The organism is Candidatus Bipolaricaulis anaerobius, from assembly GCF_900465355.1.
Lineage (GTDB): Bacteria > Bipolaricaulota > Bipolaricaulia > Bipolaricaulales > Bipolaricaulaceae > Bipolaricaulis > Bipolaricaulis anaerobius.
In genome coordinates this window covers 684,792-703,397 of record NZ_LS483254.1, presented here as the reverse complement: position 1 = coordinate 703,397, position 18,606 = coordinate 684,792, and the positions used below count along the sequence as shown (strand labels likewise).

11 protein-coding genes and 1 pseudogene are annotated in these 18,606 nt (G+C 67.7%); 10 read left to right on the top strand and 2 right to left on the bottom strand.

What is annotated here, in order from left to right:
• Positions 1-375: 375 nt before the first annotated feature.
• The 3 genes and pseudogenes from BARAN1_RS03520 (at position 376) to BARAN1_RS03515 (ending at position 8,380) form a co-directional block, all read left to right on the top strand.
• Complete coding sequence (locus BARAN1_RS03520; RefSeq protein WP_122030924.1) at positions 376-1,566, top strand: hypothetical protein; 1,191 nt, start codon at positions 376-378, stop codon at positions 1,564-1,566.
• Positions 1,556-1,927 (top strand): annotated as a pseudogene (locus tag BARAN1_RS06855) (Ig-like domain-containing protein); the annotation flags it as partial. The gene BARAN1_RS03520 and the pseudogene BARAN1_RS06855, both read left to right, overlap by 11 nt.
• Positions 1,928-2,050: 123 nt before the next feature.
• Positions 2,051-8,380 (top strand): Ig-like domain repeat protein, encoded by a 6,330-nt coding sequence (locus BARAN1_RS03515; RefSeq protein WP_231944225.1) that lies wholly within the window; start codon positions 2,051-2,053, stop codon positions 8,378-8,380.
• A 78-nt stretch (positions 8,381-8,458) separates the two neighbouring features.
• Here the strand turns inward: BARAN1_RS03515 and BARAN1_RS03510 are convergent, their stop codons facing one another.
• Complete coding sequence (locus BARAN1_RS03510) at positions 8,459-8,887, bottom strand: hypothetical protein (protein WP_122030922.1); 429 nt, start codon at positions 8,885-8,887, stop codon at positions 8,459-8,461.
• Between the two features lie 81 nt (positions 8,888-8,968).
• Here BARAN1_RS03510 and BARAN1_RS03505 point away from each other — a divergent pair, with 81 nt between their 5' ends.
• The 7 genes from BARAN1_RS03505 to BARAN1_RS03475 all read left to right on the top strand — a co-directional run bounded on the left by BARAN1_RS03505 (position 8,969) and on the right by BARAN1_RS03475 (position 17,823).
• Positions 8,969-11,881 (top strand): ATP-dependent helicase, encoded by a 2,913-nt coding sequence (locus BARAN1_RS03505; protein WP_122030921.1) that lies wholly within the window; start codon positions 8,969-8,971, stop codon positions 11,879-11,881.
• Between the two features lie 117 nt (positions 11,882-11,998).
• Positions 11,999-13,714 (top strand): aspartate--tRNA ligase, encoded by a 1,716-nt coding sequence (gene aspS / locus BARAN1_RS03500; protein WP_122030920.1) that lies wholly within the window; start codon positions 11,999-12,001, stop codon positions 13,712-13,714.
• Positions 13,711-14,550 (top strand): DUF4129 domain-containing protein, encoded by an 840-nt coding sequence (locus tag BARAN1_RS03495; RefSeq protein WP_157959435.1) that lies wholly within the window; start codon positions 13,711-13,713, stop codon positions 14,548-14,550. The genes aspS and BARAN1_RS03495 overlap by 4 nt, the downstream gene beginning before the upstream one ends.
• Complete coding sequence (locus BARAN1_RS03490) at positions 14,474-15,097, top strand: DUF7269 family protein (protein ID WP_157959434.1); 624 nt, start codon at positions 14,474-14,476, stop codon at positions 15,095-15,097. Before BARAN1_RS03495 ends, BARAN1_RS03490 begins: the two co-directional genes overlap by 77 nt.
• The gene (locus BARAN1_RS03485) at positions 15,051-16,034 is read left to right on the top strand and encodes an AAA family ATPase (RefSeq protein WP_122030917.1); all 984 of its coding nucleotides are present in this window, start codon (positions 15,051-15,053) and stop codon (positions 16,032-16,034) included. The genes BARAN1_RS03490 and BARAN1_RS03485 overlap by 47 nt, the downstream gene beginning before the upstream one ends.
• Complete coding sequence (locus tag BARAN1_RS03480) at positions 16,034-17,293, top strand: DUF58 domain-containing protein (RefSeq protein WP_122030916.1); 1,260 nt, start codon at positions 16,034-16,036, stop codon at positions 17,291-17,293. The genes BARAN1_RS03485 and BARAN1_RS03480 overlap by 1 nt, the downstream gene beginning before the upstream one ends.
• Positions 17,290-17,823 carry a hypothetical protein gene (locus BARAN1_RS03475; RefSeq protein WP_157959433.1) on the top strand — a complete coding sequence of 178 codons (534 nt, stop codon included), beginning with the start codon at positions 17,290-17,292 and terminating at the stop codon, positions 17,821-17,823. Before BARAN1_RS03480 ends, BARAN1_RS03475 begins: the two co-directional genes overlap by 4 nt.
• Here the strand turns inward: BARAN1_RS03475 and BARAN1_RS03470 are convergent.
• Entirely contained in the window at positions 17,763-18,536 is a 774-nt protein-coding gene (locus tag BARAN1_RS03470; RefSeq protein WP_122030914.1) for a right-handed parallel beta-helix repeat-containing protein, read from the bottom strand. The two genes, BARAN1_RS03475 and BARAN1_RS03470, sit on opposite strands and share 61 nt — an antisense overlap.
• Positions 18,537-18,606 lie beyond the last annotated feature (70 nt).

Here is an 18,606-nt window from a genome sequence, read left to right as displayed (position 1 = left end):
CGCGCGGAGCGCGGGGAGAGCGGCCAATGGCGGAAGCCCAATCGGGTGCGGGGCGAGTGTACCCCCATCCCAGTGGGAAGGGAAGGATCGAGGATCAGGGAAATGGTCAGACCATAAGGGAAGAGCACACCTTCTACCGGAAAATAGTGGCCCAAAACCCAACTTGACAACCGCATCCGATCACGCAACAATCGCACGTTTTTGTGAAAGTGATCCACGATACGTTCGCAGGGCGGGGAGGGCGAGGAGGGGCGGGTGGGCAGGAAGCGGCGTTGGGTTTTGGCCTTGTGCTGTGCATGGGCCGGGTGGGGTAGCTGGGCGCTCGCGTCGTCACCCGGGTTTGGCCTGATGAGTGGATCCACGACGGTCAGCCTGATGGGGTTCCCGTTACCGTGCAGCATCGTAGACGAGATCAAGCTCGACACGCCGTGCGAGCGAACGGTGTTCGCGTGGGATCTCGAAGTGGGGATCAACCTCAAGTGCTCGTTTGACTCCCTTGCTGTGACCATCGGCACGGTGTTCGGGATCCCCGGGCCCGAGCATCTCGCCCTTGGCCTCGCGGGCAAGTGGGCGGGGATCGCGCTCAGCTCGGAGCTGTGCTTCGCCGTGCCCTACGAATCAGTGGTGGATGCCAACAACCTGCCCAACGTGGCCGTCATCCCCCCGGGGGATCTGCTCTTCGCCCAAGCGCGGATGGAGGCGTCGGGGAACTTCTCCGGGATGGGGGTCCAGTGGATCGCGGTGTTCCAGGACCTCAACTTCCCCAACCCCGGCGCAGAATACAACCCGCCCGGGGCTCCCGACCATTACCGGGCCTCCGACCAGAGCTTCGCCCTCGGGAGCCTGATCACCCTCAGCGCCGATGCCGGAGCAGGGATGAAGATCACGGTACAGATGTGCCTCGGCGCCGAGGCGGGCTCGTTCACCGTGAAGAAACACTCGACAAGCGGGAAGGCCAACCCCGACGCGATGTACCTCACCGTATCGTTCACGGATATCCCGTTCCCTTGCCCGTGGTGCGTGGGGCCGATCGGCCACCCACGCATGGGGATCACATTCAGGATCCAACCCAAGGACGATCCGTTCATCTCGCTCACTGGAAGCGTCTCCCTCACCCTGTTCGAGGACATCTCGATCGGCACTTCGTTCACGCTGGGGATCACCGGTGGCCTCACGTGGGGCGGGTTCTCGGTGAGCATCCCGACCTCGGTGGGAACGCTGAACCTCCAGTTCGACGCCTCGGGCGGGTTGTCCTCCGCGAGCCTCAACATGGGCTACCGCCACCAGTTCAACGCCGGTTGGACGAGCGGCTCGTGCTCGGCCACCGCCACCGCCACCCTTGACAAGGGGGTGACGGGGGCGTCATTCACCCTGGCGCTCAACCAGGGGCTGTTCACGTCCAACTACGGGCTCAGCTACTCGTGGCAGTCCAATGAGGGCTTGGCGTTCTCGGCGCTGAACCTTCGGTTTGGCCTCAACCTCAGCCCTGTTCAGGTGGGGTTCACGGTGGTGTTCGGCCGCGGCGGACTGGCCCAGTTCGGAGTGACGATCGGCTATGTGTTCTAGAGCGATGCGCAAGAGGGAGGAAGAGATGAACTGGTTTTCATGCGGAAATCGAGATGCGCGGGGCCATGCCGGTCACCGATCCCGCCGGGTGCTAATCCCGGTCCTGGGCCTGGTCTTTGCGCTCGGCCTCATCGGATTCGGGGCGACCAATACCACGACCACCTTGACTTCAGACGTCAATCCATCGGTGCACGGTCAGCCTGTGACGTTCACCGCCACTGTAAACCCCGTACCTGATGGCGGCACGGTGATTTTCAAAAATGAAACTTCCGTCCTGGGCAGCGTCACAGTCGATACAGGCACAGGCAAAGCGAACTTTTCCACAAATTCCCTCTCTGTTGGAAGTCATTCGATCACAGCCGAGTACTCCGGAACGACCGACTACAACCCAAGCACTTCATCTCCGCTTGACCAGAAAGTCGATAAGGCCAGCACAACCGTCTCGGTTGGATCCTCCACAAACCCGTCTGTCACCGGGCAATCGGTGACGTTCACCGCGACCGTCTCGGCAGTGTCCCCTGGTTCGGGGACCCCCACGGGGACGGTCGACTTCTACGCCAGCGGAAACCTGATTGCAGCCGACTGTCCCCTGAGCGGGGGGACCGCTACGTGCTCCCGCTCGTTCGCGCACATTGAAAGCCCAGTGGCTGTCACTGCCCACTACAGCGGCGACACGAACTTCAACCCAAGCGACAATGTGCTGAACCCGCTGACCCAGACCGTGGACAAGGCAAGCACGACAGTCACATTCATCCCCAGCGGGTCATCGTGGGTCGGGGACTCATACACGGTAAGCGGAGAGGTGACCGTGACATCGCCTGGATCTGGCGTCCCCACGGGAACGGTGACCGTGCGCGACGACACCGGGGAGACCTGTGCAGCGAACCTGGTGGAGGGCGCGTGGAGCTGCTTCCTCAGCTCGTCAGGGGCTGCGGGGACGCGGACGCTGACCGCCGTGTACGAGGGGGACGCGAACTACGCGGGGTCGAGCGGATCAACGACCCACCAGGTGACCACGGTCGCGACCACGTTGGCTCTGACCGACGAGCCGGACCCCTCGGTGGTCGGGGGGGCGGTTACCCTAACGGCGACGGCCACGGCTGAGACCGGTGGCGGCAGCCCGACAGGCACGGTGAGCTTCAGCATCGGCACCACGCCTCTGGGAAGCGCGGAACTTGTGAGCTCAGGGACCAATAAGAGCGAGGCAGTTCTGGTGACCACACAGATCCCGTTCGGCACCCACACGATCACCGCCACATATCCGGGCGACGGCCGCTTCGCGGGCAGCACGGCCACGGCCGAGCACACCGCGAGCAAGCGGGAGACGACCACCCTCGTCATGGGATCCGACACGGCGCTCGTCGTGGGTGACACAGTGACGGTCACGGTGCGCGTTGTGGACACCTCTCCCGGTGCGTCTTCGATGCCCACGGGAACCGTATCGGTCAGCGTCAGCCCTACCGACCAGGGAACACCCACTTCGTGGTCGCACGCGCTCGTCGCCGCGGATGCCGGCGAGTTCACGTTCACCTACACCCCGACTAGCGGGGAGACCACGCCCCACACGTTCACCGCCACCTACGCCGGCGATAGCACGCACAGCGGAAGCAGCGGCAGCTTCGCCCAGGCGATCATCAAGCGGGCCGCCGATATCCAGCTCGTACTCGACCCCACGACCGCGTACATTCTCCAGAATGTCGCCTGTCAGGTTCACGTCGAAGACGACACCGCCGCCGGAACGCCAATCACTCCTTCCGGTGACGTGACCTTCGATGATGGTGGCAAGAACGGAGCCTTCACCGTAAGCGGGACCCCCGGTACCACTTGGCCGCTGGATGGAAGTGGCAATCTGAGTGTGATCTACACTCCCGGCGCGTTCGATGCCGGCACGACCACGATCACCGCGACCTATAACGGGTCGGCGGTGCACATCGGCAAGTCCACCACCCAACTATTGACCGTCCTCCTCCGCCCGACCGAGGTGACCGTCAACGGCTGTACGAATACCATCCTCGTCAATCAGGAATGCAGCTACACGGTCACGGTGGAGGAGGCTGACGGGATCCCCGGCACCGCGACGGCCCCGTTCGGGACGTTGAGCTACTCATCGTACCTGGGCAGTGACGCGACTCAGGTTCCTAATTCTGGGGCCGCACCCTCAGGAACGTTCACCTACACGTGTCTCGGACTTGACGGCCATGCCGGCATCGACACAATCTACGCCCACTACACGCCGAATGACGGGATCCACGCTGCGAGCGGGGGCGGGTTTGGCCAGGCCATCCAGCGGCGCCCAACGATCACCACGGTCACCGGTTCCGGCACACCAGCCGGCGTGACGTATACAGCTACCGTGCAAGAGGACTCGGGCAATGCGGGGACCGACACGATCCTCCAGGGGAACATCCATCTGCTCCAGCCGAACGAGTACCCGTGCACAGGCCTTTCCGGCGCTACGCTCACCTGCACGGGCAACTTCAACACCACGTCGCCGCTCGTCAACGTGACGGTGCAGTTCGGGCCGACTGACAGGACCCACCTCGGATCGACGGGCTCCGTGAACATCGAGCGGTACGACCAGTTCCCCGACGATCTGGGCGACGGTTCGGACGGCTCCGAGTGCGACGACGGTTGCGGCTCCGGCGGCAAGAACGTCGCTCAGATGATCTTCGACCTGAACGCGAGTGAGGTCGCGCTGCAGGCGGTGAAGCTCGGCCTTGACACAACAGCTCTCGTCCTTGACGTCATTCCGGACGGGGTCATCACGGGCGGGGTCGTCGTCCAGACGGGCGTTACGATTCCCTACAGCGACATCGCCAAGGCCGTCGTCGCGGGCGCGGGCATCCTCCTCGACATCGCCATCATGTCGATGGACACCGACCTTGACGACGACGGACTCCCCGATGTCCTCGAGGAGAATGTCACCGACACGGACTACGACAAGTGGGACACCGACGGCGACGGGATGGGCGACTGGGACGAGCTCGAAGAAGCGAGCGGGTACTACGGAGGGTCCCGGCGCCCCGACCCAAATGATTCGGACAGCGACGACGACGGGATCCCCGACGGCGACGAGCAGAGCCTGACCCACACGAACTTCTGCGTGGCCGACACCGACTGCGACACGGTGATCGACGGCGGACAAGGCCTCGCCGCGGTCGGAGAGGCCGAAACCTGGGGGTTCGCGGACATCCGAGACCACGCGGACCCACTGATGGAGGAGACGGACGGCGACGGCTTGCGGGACGACGTCGAGATCGCAGCCGGGTGCCCGTTCGTCAACGACGACGACTCGGACGACGACGGACTGCAGGACGGGTTCGAGAGCTGGGACGGCAACGGGACCTGCGTGACGGGCGACATCGGCGACTCGTTGACGCAATCCTCCCTGACCGGTGAGACAGACTTCTGCGATCCCGACACGGACGGCGACGGGCTGACGGACGGAGAGGAGGTCGCCCTCCTCGGCGGTCTTCCGGTCACCAGCAGTGGATTCAAGCCAGTTGCGCCGCGCGGAGTCTCGACCGTGTTCGGGCAGGACGGATCGGCCTTGACGGCCACGATCCCTGCGCTCGACGACGACTCGGACAACGACGGACTTTCCGACTGTGAGGAAGTGAGCATCACCCACACGAATCCGCTCGACCAGGACAGCGATAATGATACGCTCAGCGACGCGAACGAGCTGATTGCCGTGGTGGGCTCATCGTGGCCGAATCGCTCGTTCATTCAGGTCTCGGACCCGCTCGATCCCGACAGCGATGACGACGGGCTGCCCGACCAGGTCGAGTACCCCGGTTCGGGGCTCGGAATGCTGAGGACCTCAGGGGGCGTGCCGGACAACGTGTGCTCGTACGTCGGCGATGACGACTCGGACGACGACGGCCTCCAAGACGGCCACGAGGACTTGGACAAGGACGGGCAGTTCGACCTCGGGACGATCGGAACCACCCAAACGATCGGAACTGGGGAGACAAATCTCTGCAACCCAGACACCGACGGCGACGGGCTCGACGACGGTCAGGAGGAGTGGCAGCTCGGCGCAGGCTCGGTGGCCGTGACGTCTCAGGACAGCGCGACGATTGCGCATACCGTGCCCGCGCTCGACATGGATTCGGACGACGACGGGCTCTCCGACGGCGAAGAGGTGAACGTCACCCACACCGATCCCCTGGACTGGGACACAGACAACGACACGCTCTCCGACCTGAACGAGCTGCTGGTCACGGGAGGAACGTGGCCGCAACGCACGTTCTCGCAAGTGTCTGATCCGCTCGATCCCGACACGGACGACGACGGACTGATCGACAGCGTCGAGTACAACGGGACCGGGAGTGATCGCTTTCTGCACCTGAGCACGGACGGAGTCGACGACCTGGTGTGCCCGTACGTCAACGATGACGACTCCGACGATGATGGCCTCCAGGATGGGGGTGAGGACGCCAACCACGATGGGATGCTGGGCGTCGGTGGATCGGGAATCAGCATCGGGGACTGGGGGTCTCAGGCGACGAAATCCGTCGACTACTGGGAGTGCAATCTGTGCAATCCTGATACCGACGGCGACGGGCTCCTCGATGGTGAGGAGGTGGCCTTGCTTGGCGGCGGACCGATCCTTGGCCGACCGCGGCCGATCCCAGGATTCAACACCGTGATACCCGAGGCGGTCTCCACGGTCCTTCCGTTGGGGACGGGACCAGCGGGGTCGCCTCCGGGAACCAGGAACAGCCAGCTCGGGCCGTACACATTCGTTCCAGCCGCAGGTGCTTCGATGATCGCCACAATCCCGGCACTAGACAACGACTCGGACAACGACGGCCTATCAGACTACGAAGAGGTGAACATCACCGGGACCGACCCGCTCGACCAGGACTCCGACAACGACACGTTGATGGATTCCGATGAGCTGATCGCCATCGCTGGGACGTGGCCGCAGAGGACGTTCGATCAAGAAAGCAATCCGCTGGACATCAACACCGACGACGATCACCTGTTCGACCCCCAGGAGTTTTCGGGTAGCGGTCTTAGTACGCTGGCCGGGGCCCTTGGCGGCACCCGCGATATGCAGTGCCCATTCGTGAATGACGACGATTCCGATGACGACGGGATCCAAGATGGTGCGGTCGTCGTACGCACGTTCGTCGCGGTCGGAGTCACCTACAGCTGGACCCACTACGAGGACTTCGCCGATGTCACCGGCGCGACCGATGCAGCACCTGGAACCGTGCGCACGGTCGTCACTCCGGCCGGTGGCGAGCAGAACGATGATTCCATCTGGAATGTGTGCGATCCCGACTCGGACGGGGACGGCCTCCTCGATGGCGAGGAAGTCGCCATCGGGACCGATCCCGGTGATTGGGACACCGACGACGACGGGCGCAACGACTGGCACGAGCAGACCGGCGGAGGGCCGATCCCGACCGACCCGTTCGACCCGGATACCGACGACGACGGCCTCCTCGACTCAGCGGAGGTGTTCGGGTCGAACCCCACCAACCCCGCCAACTGTGACACGGATGCCGACGGCCTGTGCGACGGCGGGGCGCGGACCCCGTACATGACGAGCGGCCATCCCAGTGTGGTGGTTAGCCCACGGTGCCGTACCGGGATCGGTGGCCATCCGAACCCGCTTGGGATCGGCGAGGACGAGGATGGGGATGGCGCGTGGGATTCAGGAGAAACGGATCCCAACAACCCGGACACCGATGGCGATGCCGTTGGCGACGGGTTCGAGCGCCTCTCGTTCTCGGTGTCCCGTCAATCCCTCATTCCAGCCACGGACCTCTTCGGGCGGCCGATCACGGTCGTGTACCCCGAGGCGAACAACGTGAAGCCTGCCTGCGGGTGCATGAACCCGCTCACGTCCGACTCCGACGAAGACGGCCTCCTCGATGGGGAAGAGGACCTGAACCACGACGGGCACTTCGACTTCCTCCCAAGCGACTTCGACTACGGCCACCACGGGCCGATCCCTGGCCCCGCCTACGGGAGCCCGCTCGAGACGAACCCGTGCGACCCTGACACCGACCACGACGGGCTCACGGATCTGGAGGAACTCCGCGGGCAGGCCAACCCGCCATCGTTCTTCCCGTTCAACCCCACCGACCCGCTCGACCACGACACGGACAACGACTGGATCTACGATGGGCCGGAAGTGCGCTGGGTGTGTACCGAGCTCCTGTTCGTGAGCCTCGATAACGACGGCGACACCTTCATCGATGAAGACCCTGTAGACGAGGTGGACAACGATGGGGATGGCCTCATCGATGAAGACGACGTGGACTTCTATGTCCGGTTCGTGCCGGTGCTCGACCCGACGAACCGCGATTCGGACTCGGACGGGTTCATCGACGGGCTGGACGAGGACCCCTGCAACACCCAGCTCATCCCGATCGCCCGTCCGGTGGTGCAGACGCCGGTGGACACGGACGGGGACGGATTCGCGGATGATGACGAGATCGCTGCCGGGACGCACCCGAATGACCCGACGAGCTTCCCATGCGCGTTCGGCTCTGACCTCGACCTCGACGGAGTCTGCGATGACCGACTGTGGCTGACCGATACAAACCACGACGGGACAGCGGACACGGTCACGATCGACATCGACACGAACGTTCTTGTTGATCTCCGGGTGGAGATCCTGAGCCGCGACCTGCAGCGCGGGGACTTCGATGGGGACGGCCAGGCCGACGACGGTCGGTACACGATCTCCTACGCGTTCGCCAACCGTCGCGTGATCCAGCCGCGGCTCACGGTCGTGATCCTCGACTACGGTTGCGACCTGCGGGTGGATCAGGTCGAGGTCACAAAATAGCCACGGTTCAGGGAGGAACGGGCCCCGGGCCATCCTGGGGCCCTTCCCGTACGGCGGTCGGCGCTCCCCCGCTCGGTACTACGGCACCGGCTCGGGGATGAGGATCTCCGGCCGGCTGCACAGGCGGCCGGACGCCTTGCCGCGCAGCACCCGCCACTCCACGGCATCCCCGACCTTCAGCTCACGGTACAGGGCCTCGGACACCTCCACCCGCTGCGGGCTCACCGCGCCGTCCTCGACCACGTCGAGGGTCACGAAGAAGGTCTCCTCCTGAACGACCGACGTCACGGTGGTGGAACCTCCTGATCCACTACCGGGGCAGGTTGAGCAGCCTCCGGAGGGGACCGTCGTCGTCACCGTCTTCTCCCGGACCACGATCGCCTTATCGGTGACGGTGGCGGAGAGGGCGACGAGCTCCGCATCCCGGCATTCCGAGATGACCACCACCCCCGCCGCGAGGATCGTCCCGACGAGGGCCAACACAAGGAACAGGTTGAACGGGTTCATGGGGCAAGGGTAGCCTCGCGACGCGGTCGGTTCCAACGGGTAGGAGCAGAGGGGGGTCGCGGGGCGGATACACTCGTGGGGATGGCGGACATCCTGAGCGGGCTCACCGAGGAACAGCGGGCTGCGGTCACCTACCGCGGGGGACCGCTCCTCGTCCTGGCCGGGGTCGGAACGGGAAAGACGACGGTCATCACCCGCCGCATCGCCCACCTCATCGCCGAGGGGATCGTCGAGCGCCCGAGTCAGCTCCTCGTGTTCACCTTCTCCCACCAGGCGGCCGAGGAGATGCTCGACCGGGCGTTCGACTGGGTCCGCTACGCCGCCCTCGACGCGTGGGTCGCGACCTATCACGCCGTGGGCGAGCGGATCCTGCGCGAGAACGCACCGCTCGCGGGTCTCCCCCCCGACTTCCGCGTCCTCGACGAGTGGGATCAGCGGGTGTTTCTCCTCGACCACCTCACGGAGCTGCCGGTGCGCACGTTGCGCCCGCGGGCGCTGCGCCAGCCGCTCCGGTTCCTCACACCGCTCCTCTCGTTCATCGGACGGGCGAAGGACGACGCCGTGTCGCCCGAGGCCTACCGCGCGTGGTGCGACGGGGCAGCGGCCTCACTCCCCTCCGACGAGGCCGACCTCCACCGCGAGCTCGCCGACTGCTATGCCGCGTACCAGGAGCTCCTCGAGCGGGACGGGGTGATGGACTTCGGGGACCTCATCGTGCGCACAGTGCGGCTCCTCGAGGGCCGACCGGGGCTCCTCGCCGAGTACCACCAGCGGTTCCCCCACGTGCTCGCCGACGAGTTCCAGGACACAAGCCGCGCTGAGCTCCGGCTCATCGAGCTCCTCGCCGGGCACGGGAACGCAACTGCGGTGGGGGACGACGACCAGGCAATCTACGGGTTCCGCGGGGTGCCCTGGGACAACCTCCTCGCCTTCCTCCGCGCGTTCCCCCTCGCCAAGGTCGTGGTGCTGACCCAGAACTTTCGCTCAACCCAAGGGATCCTGGATGCCGCGACGAGGCTCATCCGCGCCAATTCCTACCGCCTGGAGGCTCTCTCCCTCCGCGGGGAGATCCCGTACTCGATCACCAAGGAGCTCACCTCGATCCACGGTCCAGGGCACCCCCCTGTGCACCGCCAGTTCCCATCGGTGGAAGAGGAAGCGGAGTTTGTGGCGAGGGAAGTGCGCAAGCTGAACGCGGCCGGCGTCCCGTACCGGGAAATAGCGCTCCTGTACAGGAACCGGTACCGCCCGGACCCTTACCTGCGCGCCCTGTCCGAGGAGGGGATCCCGTGGACCCTCGCGGGCCGGTTCCGGGCCGGGATGTTCGACCAAGAGGTCATCCGGCTCATGATGTCGTTTCTGCGCACGCTCGCCGACCCCGGGGATAGCCAGTCCCTCTACCATCTCCTCGGGTCCCCGATCTACCGCCTGGGGGGGGAGGACCTCGCTCTCCTCACCTCTCGCTCCCAGCGGGAACACCGCCCGCTTCGCCAGGTCCTCGCCGCGGCCGTCGCCGCTGGCTCCCTGAGCGAGGAGGGCCAGCAGGCGGCCGCACGGGCGTTGGCCGACCTCGCGGCGTGCGAGGACCTCGCGCGGGGCAACCCGGCCGGGCGCGTCCTCTACGCGTTCCTGATGGAGCGCACCGGCTACCTGCAGGCCCTCGCCCAGTCCGATGACCCCGCCGCCGGGCAGGCGGTCGAGCACATCGCCGAGTTCTTCGAGCGGGTGGTGCATCGGTTCGAGGAGGTGGCCCGCTACGACCGCGTGCCGTGGTTCGTGCGCTATGTGGACGAGCTGCGGGAGCTGGGGTGGAACCCAATGGTCGGGGAGGCGGAGCCGGGGGTGGACGCGGTGCAGGTGATGACGTTCCACCAAGCAAAGGGGATGGAGTTCGTGGCCGTGTTCCTCACCGGGCTGGTGGAGGACTTCTTCCCGGGGCGGATCACGCGGCCCACGTTCGTCCTCCCCCGCGGCCTGCGGGGGGAGGACATCCCGGAGGACATCGCCCACCTCGAGGAGCAGCGGCGCCTGTTCTACGTGGGGATGACCCGCGCCAAACGCCGTCTGTACCTCCTCTCCGCCGATGATTACCGTCCGCCGGGCGAGGCGCCCCGAAAGCGGATGGCGAAGGTGTCGCGGTTCGTCCTCGAGGCCCTCGGCGAACAGGGGGAACGATCCCCCGAGGCGCCGGCCCTGCTCCGGATCCGCCGCCAAGGGGGGGAACCCCCGCCACCCGCCCCGGGTTCCGAGGGCACGGGGCCGCTCCAGCTCTCCTTCCGCCAGGTGGACGACTGGCTCACCTGTCCCCTCAAGTACCGCTACGTCCATGTGCTGCGCGTCCCGATCCGCCTTCATCCGATCGTCATCCTCGGCAACGCGGTCCACCAAGCGATCCAGGCCTACCACCTCGCCAAGGTCCAGGGGAGGACCCTCCCCCTCGCCGAACTCGAGGCCGTGTTCCGCCACGCCTGGCGCTCGGAGGGGTTCCTGTCCGCCGCCCACGAGGAGGAGATGCTCCGCCACGGCGCGGCCGCCCTGGCCGCGTTCCACCGGTTCGAGGAGGCCTCCGGCGCGCAGCCGACGTTCGTCGAGAAGTTCTTCGCTTTCGTGGAGGGGGAGGCGAAGGTGATCGGGTACTGGGACCGCGTGGACCGGATTGGCAACCAGGCCCTGATCATCGATTACAAGACGTCCGAGGTGGGGGAGGAGGCCGCCGACCACCGGGCAAGGGAGTCGCTCCAACTGGCGATCTATGCCCTCGGCTATGAGCGGATGTTCGGGGACCGGCCCCACGAGGTGCAGCTCCGCTTCCTCACGCCGGAGGTGGTGGTGGGCCGGGCGACGCCGACCGACCGCCTGGCCGACCGCGCCCTGGCCGCGATCCGCGATGCCACAGCGGGGATCCGGTCCGGTGCCTTCGCGGCAAAACCCTCGTTCGCTGCTTGCTCCTCCTGCGCGTACCGCACGATCTGCCCGTCCGCCCTCCCCCTGTGATCCACGACCGTTCCCACTACAATTTGCGTTCGCGGCTAGGGACCGTCCACCGCGCGGGGAGAGGGGAACATCGGCCCAGCCCAGCGCTGGGACGACAAGGCCACAAAGGAGACCACCATGCAGCGGGACAAGTGCGGGGAGTTGCGGCGTGAGGCAGCGGGGCGGAAGGTCGTCCTCGCCGGTTGGGTCCACCGGGTGCGCGATCTTGGCGGGATCACGTTCGTGGACCTCCGCGACGCCTCAGGGATCGTCCAGCTCGTCCTACGCAACGCAGCCCACCTGTCCCGGGAGGACGTGATCCGCATCGCAGGCACGGTCCGCCTCCGCGAGGCGCGGAACCCGTCCCTCCCCACGGGGGACATCGAGGTCGAGGCGGAGGAAGTGGAGGTCCTGTCGCGCGCGAAGCCGCTCCCGCTCTCGGTCGCCGAGGAGGGCCTGCCGAGCGAGGAGACCCGGCTCCGCTACCGGTACCTCGACCTGCGCCGGCCGCAGATGCAGCGCAACCTGCGCCTGCGCCACCGTGCCTGCATGGCCATCCGCACCTACCTCGACCGGGAGGGATTCGTAGAGGTCGAGACGCCGATGCTGACCCGGTCCACGCCGGAGGGGGCACGGGACTTCCTCGTCCCATCCCGGCTGGCTCGCGGGACGTTCTACGCCCTCCCCCAGTCGCCGCAGTTGTTCAAACAGATCCTCGTCACGTCCGGGATCGAACGGTACTTCCAGATCGTGCGCTGTTTCCGCGACGAGGACCTCCGCGCGGACCGGCAGCCGGAGTTCACCCAGCTCGATCTGGAGATGGCGTTCCTCGAGGACCCGGAAGAGCTCTTCCCCCTCCTCGAGGGGCTCGCGTCCTACGTGTTCCGGGAGACGATCGGGGTGGAGATCGCCCTGCCCCTCCCCCGTCTCCCGTACGCGGAGGCGATCGCCCACTACGGGTCAGACAAGCCGGACCTCCGGTTCGGGATGGAGATCGCCGACGTGTCGTCCCTCTTCGCCGCGGGGCCCCTCCGGCTGTTCGCCGAGGTCGTGGCCGGGGGGGGTGCGGTGCGGGCACTTCCCGTGCCCGGCGGGGCCGGGAGATCGCGGGGCGAGCTAGCCAAGCTCGAGGAGGCGGCGCAGGGCCATGGTCTCCCCGGGCTGGCGTGGGTCAAGCTCGGCGAGGCGGTCACGTCTTCGTTCGGGAAGCACGTCTCGGCGGAGACGCTCTCCGCCATCGCCGCGCAGACCGGAGCCCATCGCGGCGACCTCGTCCTCCTCGCCGCGGGCAGGCCCGAGGTCGCCTCCACCGCCCTCGGCGACCTCCGGCTGCGCCTGGCGGCCGAACTCAGCCTGATCCCGCAGGACCGCTGGGCACTCGCGTGGATCGTGGACTTTCCGCTGTTCAAGGAGGGAGAGGGGCGGCTGGAGTCCGAGCACCACCCGTTCACCTCCCCCCGCGACGAGGACCTCCCGTTCCTCGCCCGCGACCCCTCAAAGGTGCGGGCCAAGTGCTATGACCTCGTGGTGAACGGGATCGAGCTCGCCTCGGGCTCGATCCGGATCCACCGCCGCGAGCTCCAAGAGCAGATCTTCCGCATCCTGGGGATCGGGGAGGAGGAGGCGGAGCGGCGGTTCGGGTTCTTCCTCCGGGCGCTCGAGTACGGGGCGCCGCCCCACGGGGGGATCGCGTTCGGCCTCGACCGGTGGGTGATGATGATGGCCGGTGAGGACTCAATCCGCGAGGTGATCGCGTTCCCCAAGACAACCACCGGCGCCTGCCCCCTCACCGATGCCCCCGCCCCGGTGGATGAGGGTCAGCTGCGGGAGCTCGGCCTTCGCCTGGAACCATGACCCGGGTGCGGCTGGCCCTCCTCGGCGGGCTTCTCATCGCCCTTCTCGGGCTCCTCCTTGCCGGGCTCGCGGGGATCGAGTTCCGTGGGCCGCGCGGTGGGGCGGGAGGGGACGAAGGGCTCCTCCCTGGACCGGGCGGCGCCCTCCCCCTTTCGGGCCCGGAGTGGTTGCTTGACGCGATCATGGCCGCGCTCTTCGCCCTGCTCGCGGCTCAGGTGGTGGGGTGCATCCTCTCCCGGGAGTACCGGGCGAAGTGCCTGCGTGGGTTGCTCCTCCTCGTCGCGCTCATCGTCGTGGCCAACGCGGTTGCGGAATCCCTCCGCCCGACGCTCGCGGACGTCCTCGCCGGCAAGGAGGCCCCCCTCCTCGCGCTCCCCGGGCCAAGCCTGGACCCAAAAGGCGCGGAGGAGGCCCCCCCACCGCCCCGTGTGCCCCCGTGGCTCGCCTACCTCGCCGGGGGAGTCGGAGGAGGGCTCCTCGCATGGTGGGGGGGGCGGCGGTTCTGGCCGCGCCCGGGGTCGGTCACCGATGAGATCCAAGACGCAGCTGAATCCGCCACGGCCGAACTCGCGCGAGGCCTCCCCGTGTCCGACGTCGTGATCCGGTGCTGGCTGCGCATGGTGGAGATCCTCTCCCCGCGCGTGAGGGAGACGAGGATCCCCAGCCTCACCCCGCACGAGCTCGCGGAGCGGCTCGTCGCCCTTGGGTTCCGCGAGGAGCCGGTGCGAGCCCTGACCCGGCTGTTCGAGGAGGTACGCTATGGCCACAAGGAGAGCGAGCCCCGTCGCGAAGAGGCCCTGGCCGCCCTGGCCGCGATCGAGCGGGCGTGCAGGTAGGGCAAAGCGAATCGCCCTCGGGCTCCTCCTCGCCGGAGGGTTGGCCTACGCCCTGCGGTGGGTAGCGGGGTGGGTGTTCGATGCCCTCGTCCGGGTGGTCTGGTTCCTCGACTCCCTCCATCAGGGGGTCGTGTGGATCCTGGTGATCCTCACCCTCGGCTACCTCACCCTCCGCCTAGGGGCACGGGCCGGACCGCGGCCGACCGGGACCGGGCGCCCCTCCCCTCAACCGCGGGACCGCTCGGAGCTCGCGAGCCTCGTGGCGGTCATCGAGCGGGCGGTGACCTCCCCCCGCGCCCGCGAGGAGCTCGCCCAGCGGTTGGCCCAGGTCGCAGTCGCGCTGAGGGTCCGGCGCGACGCGGTCTCGCCGCGGCAGGCGTGGGACGACCTTGAGGCGGGCCGCTGGCCGCCGAACCACGCCCTGTCCTCGATCCTTCACCCCACCCGGCGCCTCCCCTTCCCCGCGGCCGACTACCCCCAACAGCTCGCGGCGGCAGTGGATGCCCTCTCCCACTACGCCAAAGGAGGACACCTTGACGGTACGTGAGGTTGCGGAGCGCGGCGACGCGGTCCTGTCGCGCATTGAAGAGGTCATCGTCGGCAAACGTGAGCCGTTGACCCTCATCCTAGGGGCGATCCTTGCCGGAGGACACGTCCTTCTGGAGGACTACCCGGGGCTCGCAAAGACCCTCGCCGCGCGCTGTTTCTCGTGGACGCTCGGGCTCTCGTTCCGGAGGATCCAGTTCACCCCCGATCTCCTCCCGGCGGACATCGTGGGGACGCACCTCTACCGCCGCGAGGAGGGGCAGTTCGAGTTCCGACCAGGACCGATCTTCGCCCAACTCATCCTCGCCGACGAGATCAACCGCGCCACCCCCAAGACCCAGTCCGCCCTGCTCGAGGCGATGCAGGAAGGGCAGGCCACGGTGGAGGGCGACACGCGGCCACTGCCGCAGCCGTTCGTGGTGCTGGCCACGCAGAACCCGATCGAGTACGAGGGGACATTCCCCCTCCCAGAGGCCCAGGTGGACCGGTTCCTCGTCCGGGTCCGGTTCGGCTACCCGGAGCCTCCCCAGGAGGAGGAGATCCTCCGCCGCCGGATCGCCCGCGAGAGGGAGGAGGTCTCGCTCCCCGCGGTGACCGGTCCCGAGGAAGTGCTCGCGCTGCGCCAGGCGCTGGAGGAGGTGTACGTGGATCCGGATCTCCTCGGGTACATGGTGGCCCTCGTCGCCGCGACGCGGCGCCACCCTTCGCTCGCGGTGGGGGCAAGCCCACGGGGGACGCTGGCCCTGCTCAAGATTTCCCGCGCCCGGGCCGCGCTCGCGGGGCGGGACTACGTCCTCCCCGATGACGTAAAGGCGGTGGCCGGGCCGGCGCTCGCCCACCGGTTGATCCTCTCCCCCGAACTGTGGACCCGCGACATCCGCGCCGAGGACATCATCGCGGACATCCTCGCCCAGACCCCGGTCCCGAAGGCAGGCTGATGGTCAGCCGCAAGGCGCGGGTTGAGTTTGCCATCCTGGTGCTCCTCCTCGCGGTCGGGCTCGGACTGCGGTTGACGCCCGTGGCGTTCCTCTCCCTTCCCATCGCCGTCCACCTCGTGGGTGGGTATGCCCTCGCCGCCTGGGACCGCCGGCCACGGCTGGCGGCCCACCGCACCCTGTCTCAAGCCCGGGTGTGGGAGGGGGAGGAAGTGGAGATCACGGTCGCGGTCGAGAACAAGGGCTCGCGGGTCGAGGTCGTAGCTGTTGCGGATCCCCTCCCCCCGGGGCTGGAGCTTGTGGACGGAACGACCGAGCAGATCCGGGAGCTCGCGACGGGAGAAGCGCTCACCCTCCGCTACACGGCCCGCGTCCGACGGGGCCTCTACCCCCTGCCCGTGGTGCGCATTGCGGCCGAGGACCGCCTCGGCTATGCGACGTGGGAGGAGGAGCTGCCCTGCCCGGCCGAGCTCGTCGTCCTGCCGCGATTTGAGGTCCTGTCCGGGATCGCGATCGCCCCCCGGCGCACCCTCCCCCAATCCGGGACCGCCCGTTCCCGGCGCGGGGGCACCGGGCTCGAGTTCTTCGGAACGCGGGAGTACCGGCCCGGTGACGAGATCCGGCGCATCCACTGGCCGGCATCGGCTCGGCTGGACGAGCTCGTGGTCGCCGAGTTCGAGGAAGAACGGGCCGCCGACGTCGCGGTGGTGCTCGATGTGCGGGCTCGCGCGTACCACGGGCAACCGGACCTCCTCGACCACGCCGCCCGGGCCGCGGCGGGGTTGTGCCAGGCCTTCCTCTCCCAGGGCCACCGGGTGGGGCTGCTCGTGTACGGGGCCTATTTGGACTGGGTATTCCCCGGATACGGCCGCCGGCATGGGGAGCGCCTTCTGCACAAATTGGCACGAGCCACGATCGGCTCGTCGGAGGTGTTCGCGGAACTGGCCCACCTCCCGACCCGCCTCCTCCGGCCAGGATCGCAGATCGTCCTCGTCTCCCCCCTCCTCCCCGGGGATGCCGAGGACCTCGGGGTGCTCATCGCACGGGGCTACCGTGCGCTTGTGCTCGTGGTGGACCCGACGACCCTCGCGGAGCCTTCCTGCGGAACTGGCCCCGAGGTCGAGCTGGCCCGCCGGATCCTCGCCCTCGAGCGGGGGGCGATGATCGGCCAGGCCTTCGCAGCAGGGGCCCGGCCGCTGGTGTGGGACGTCCGCTACCCCCTCGCCCCCCAGGCCGTGGCCGCGTGGCGGAGGGCAAGGTGATCCTAGCCGCGATGGGGATCCTCGCGGCATGGCTCCTCTCGTGGAGCTCCCTCGGGTTCACCCTCGCTCCCTGGTGGTGGCTCTCCCTCGCTGTGCCGGGGGCGTGGGCGTTGGGGATCGCCTTCCGCAAGCGGGGCTGGCTCACGCTCGGGTTCTGCCTCGCCATCGGGCTCGCCGCGGGGTTGAGCTTCGTCGCCCCCCTCACGGGCGCCCTGGCCGTGGTCGCCCTCGCCCTGTGGAGCTGGGACCTCGGTCTCCTCTGGATCTCCCGCCTTCAGCGCGGAGAGCCCGAAGCCACCCATCGCCTCGCCCGCGCCGCGCTCCTCCGCGCGACCGCGCTCTGCGCCGGCGGCCTCCTGGTGGGGGTGGGGTTCACCCAGGTCCGGGTCTCGATCCCGTTCTGGGGGCTCGTGGGCGGGGCGCTCGTCCTGTGGACAGGGGGAATCCTGATCGTGCGGGCGCTCCGGACCTATAGCTCAGACCATGAGGCAAGCGGGAACCGGTCCTCCTCTTCCGGCCCGACAGGGTAGGGCTGGTCAAGGATCCCGTCCCCATCCTCGTCCGGGGAGACGAATCCCTCCCAGTAGTTCCCGCGGACGCCGTTGTCCCACGCCGCCCCACCGTCCGACCGCGCGGGAAGCCGGCACCCCAGAAACGCGTTCTGGGCTACCACGATCCCCTCGCAGCCGAGCTCGACCGCCATCCCGACGTCACACGCTTCGATCACCGCCCCCGCGAGGAGCGACCCGGTGGTCCCAGCGAACCACACGCCCGTTCGGCACCGGGATACGTGCAGATCATACAGATCCACTCCCGACGAGAAGACGAGCCTTACCCCATCAGGGCACTCCTCGATCCAGGCCCGGGACACGATCACCTCCGTGCTCAGGAAGGCGCTGATCCCGACGGCACAGCCCCGCACCCGGACGTCCTCGATCGTGACGCCCTTTGCACTCTGGACCTTGATCCCGGCCGTGCGCGCCCCGAGGACCTCCACATCGCGGATGAGGACGGGGCGGATCGTGCCCGAGATGAGGATCCCGTAGTCGTCTCCTCCCGCATCGATCCTGACCCCGGAGATGATGTACGGGTCGCCGAACACGCCCCACCCGCCGACCACGCCGTTCTCCGGGGTGAAGTCCTGGTCAGAGGTGATGAGGATCGGCCCCCGGCGAACCAGCTCTGCCCACGCCGTCGTGGCGACGAGAACGAGGACCATCAGCGAGAGAACAGTCTTGCGCATGCGCGATCACCCACTTCGAGCATAGCCCGGCAGAGAGGGTTCCTCCCGGCCCCCTGTCCCCTCGCGAGCG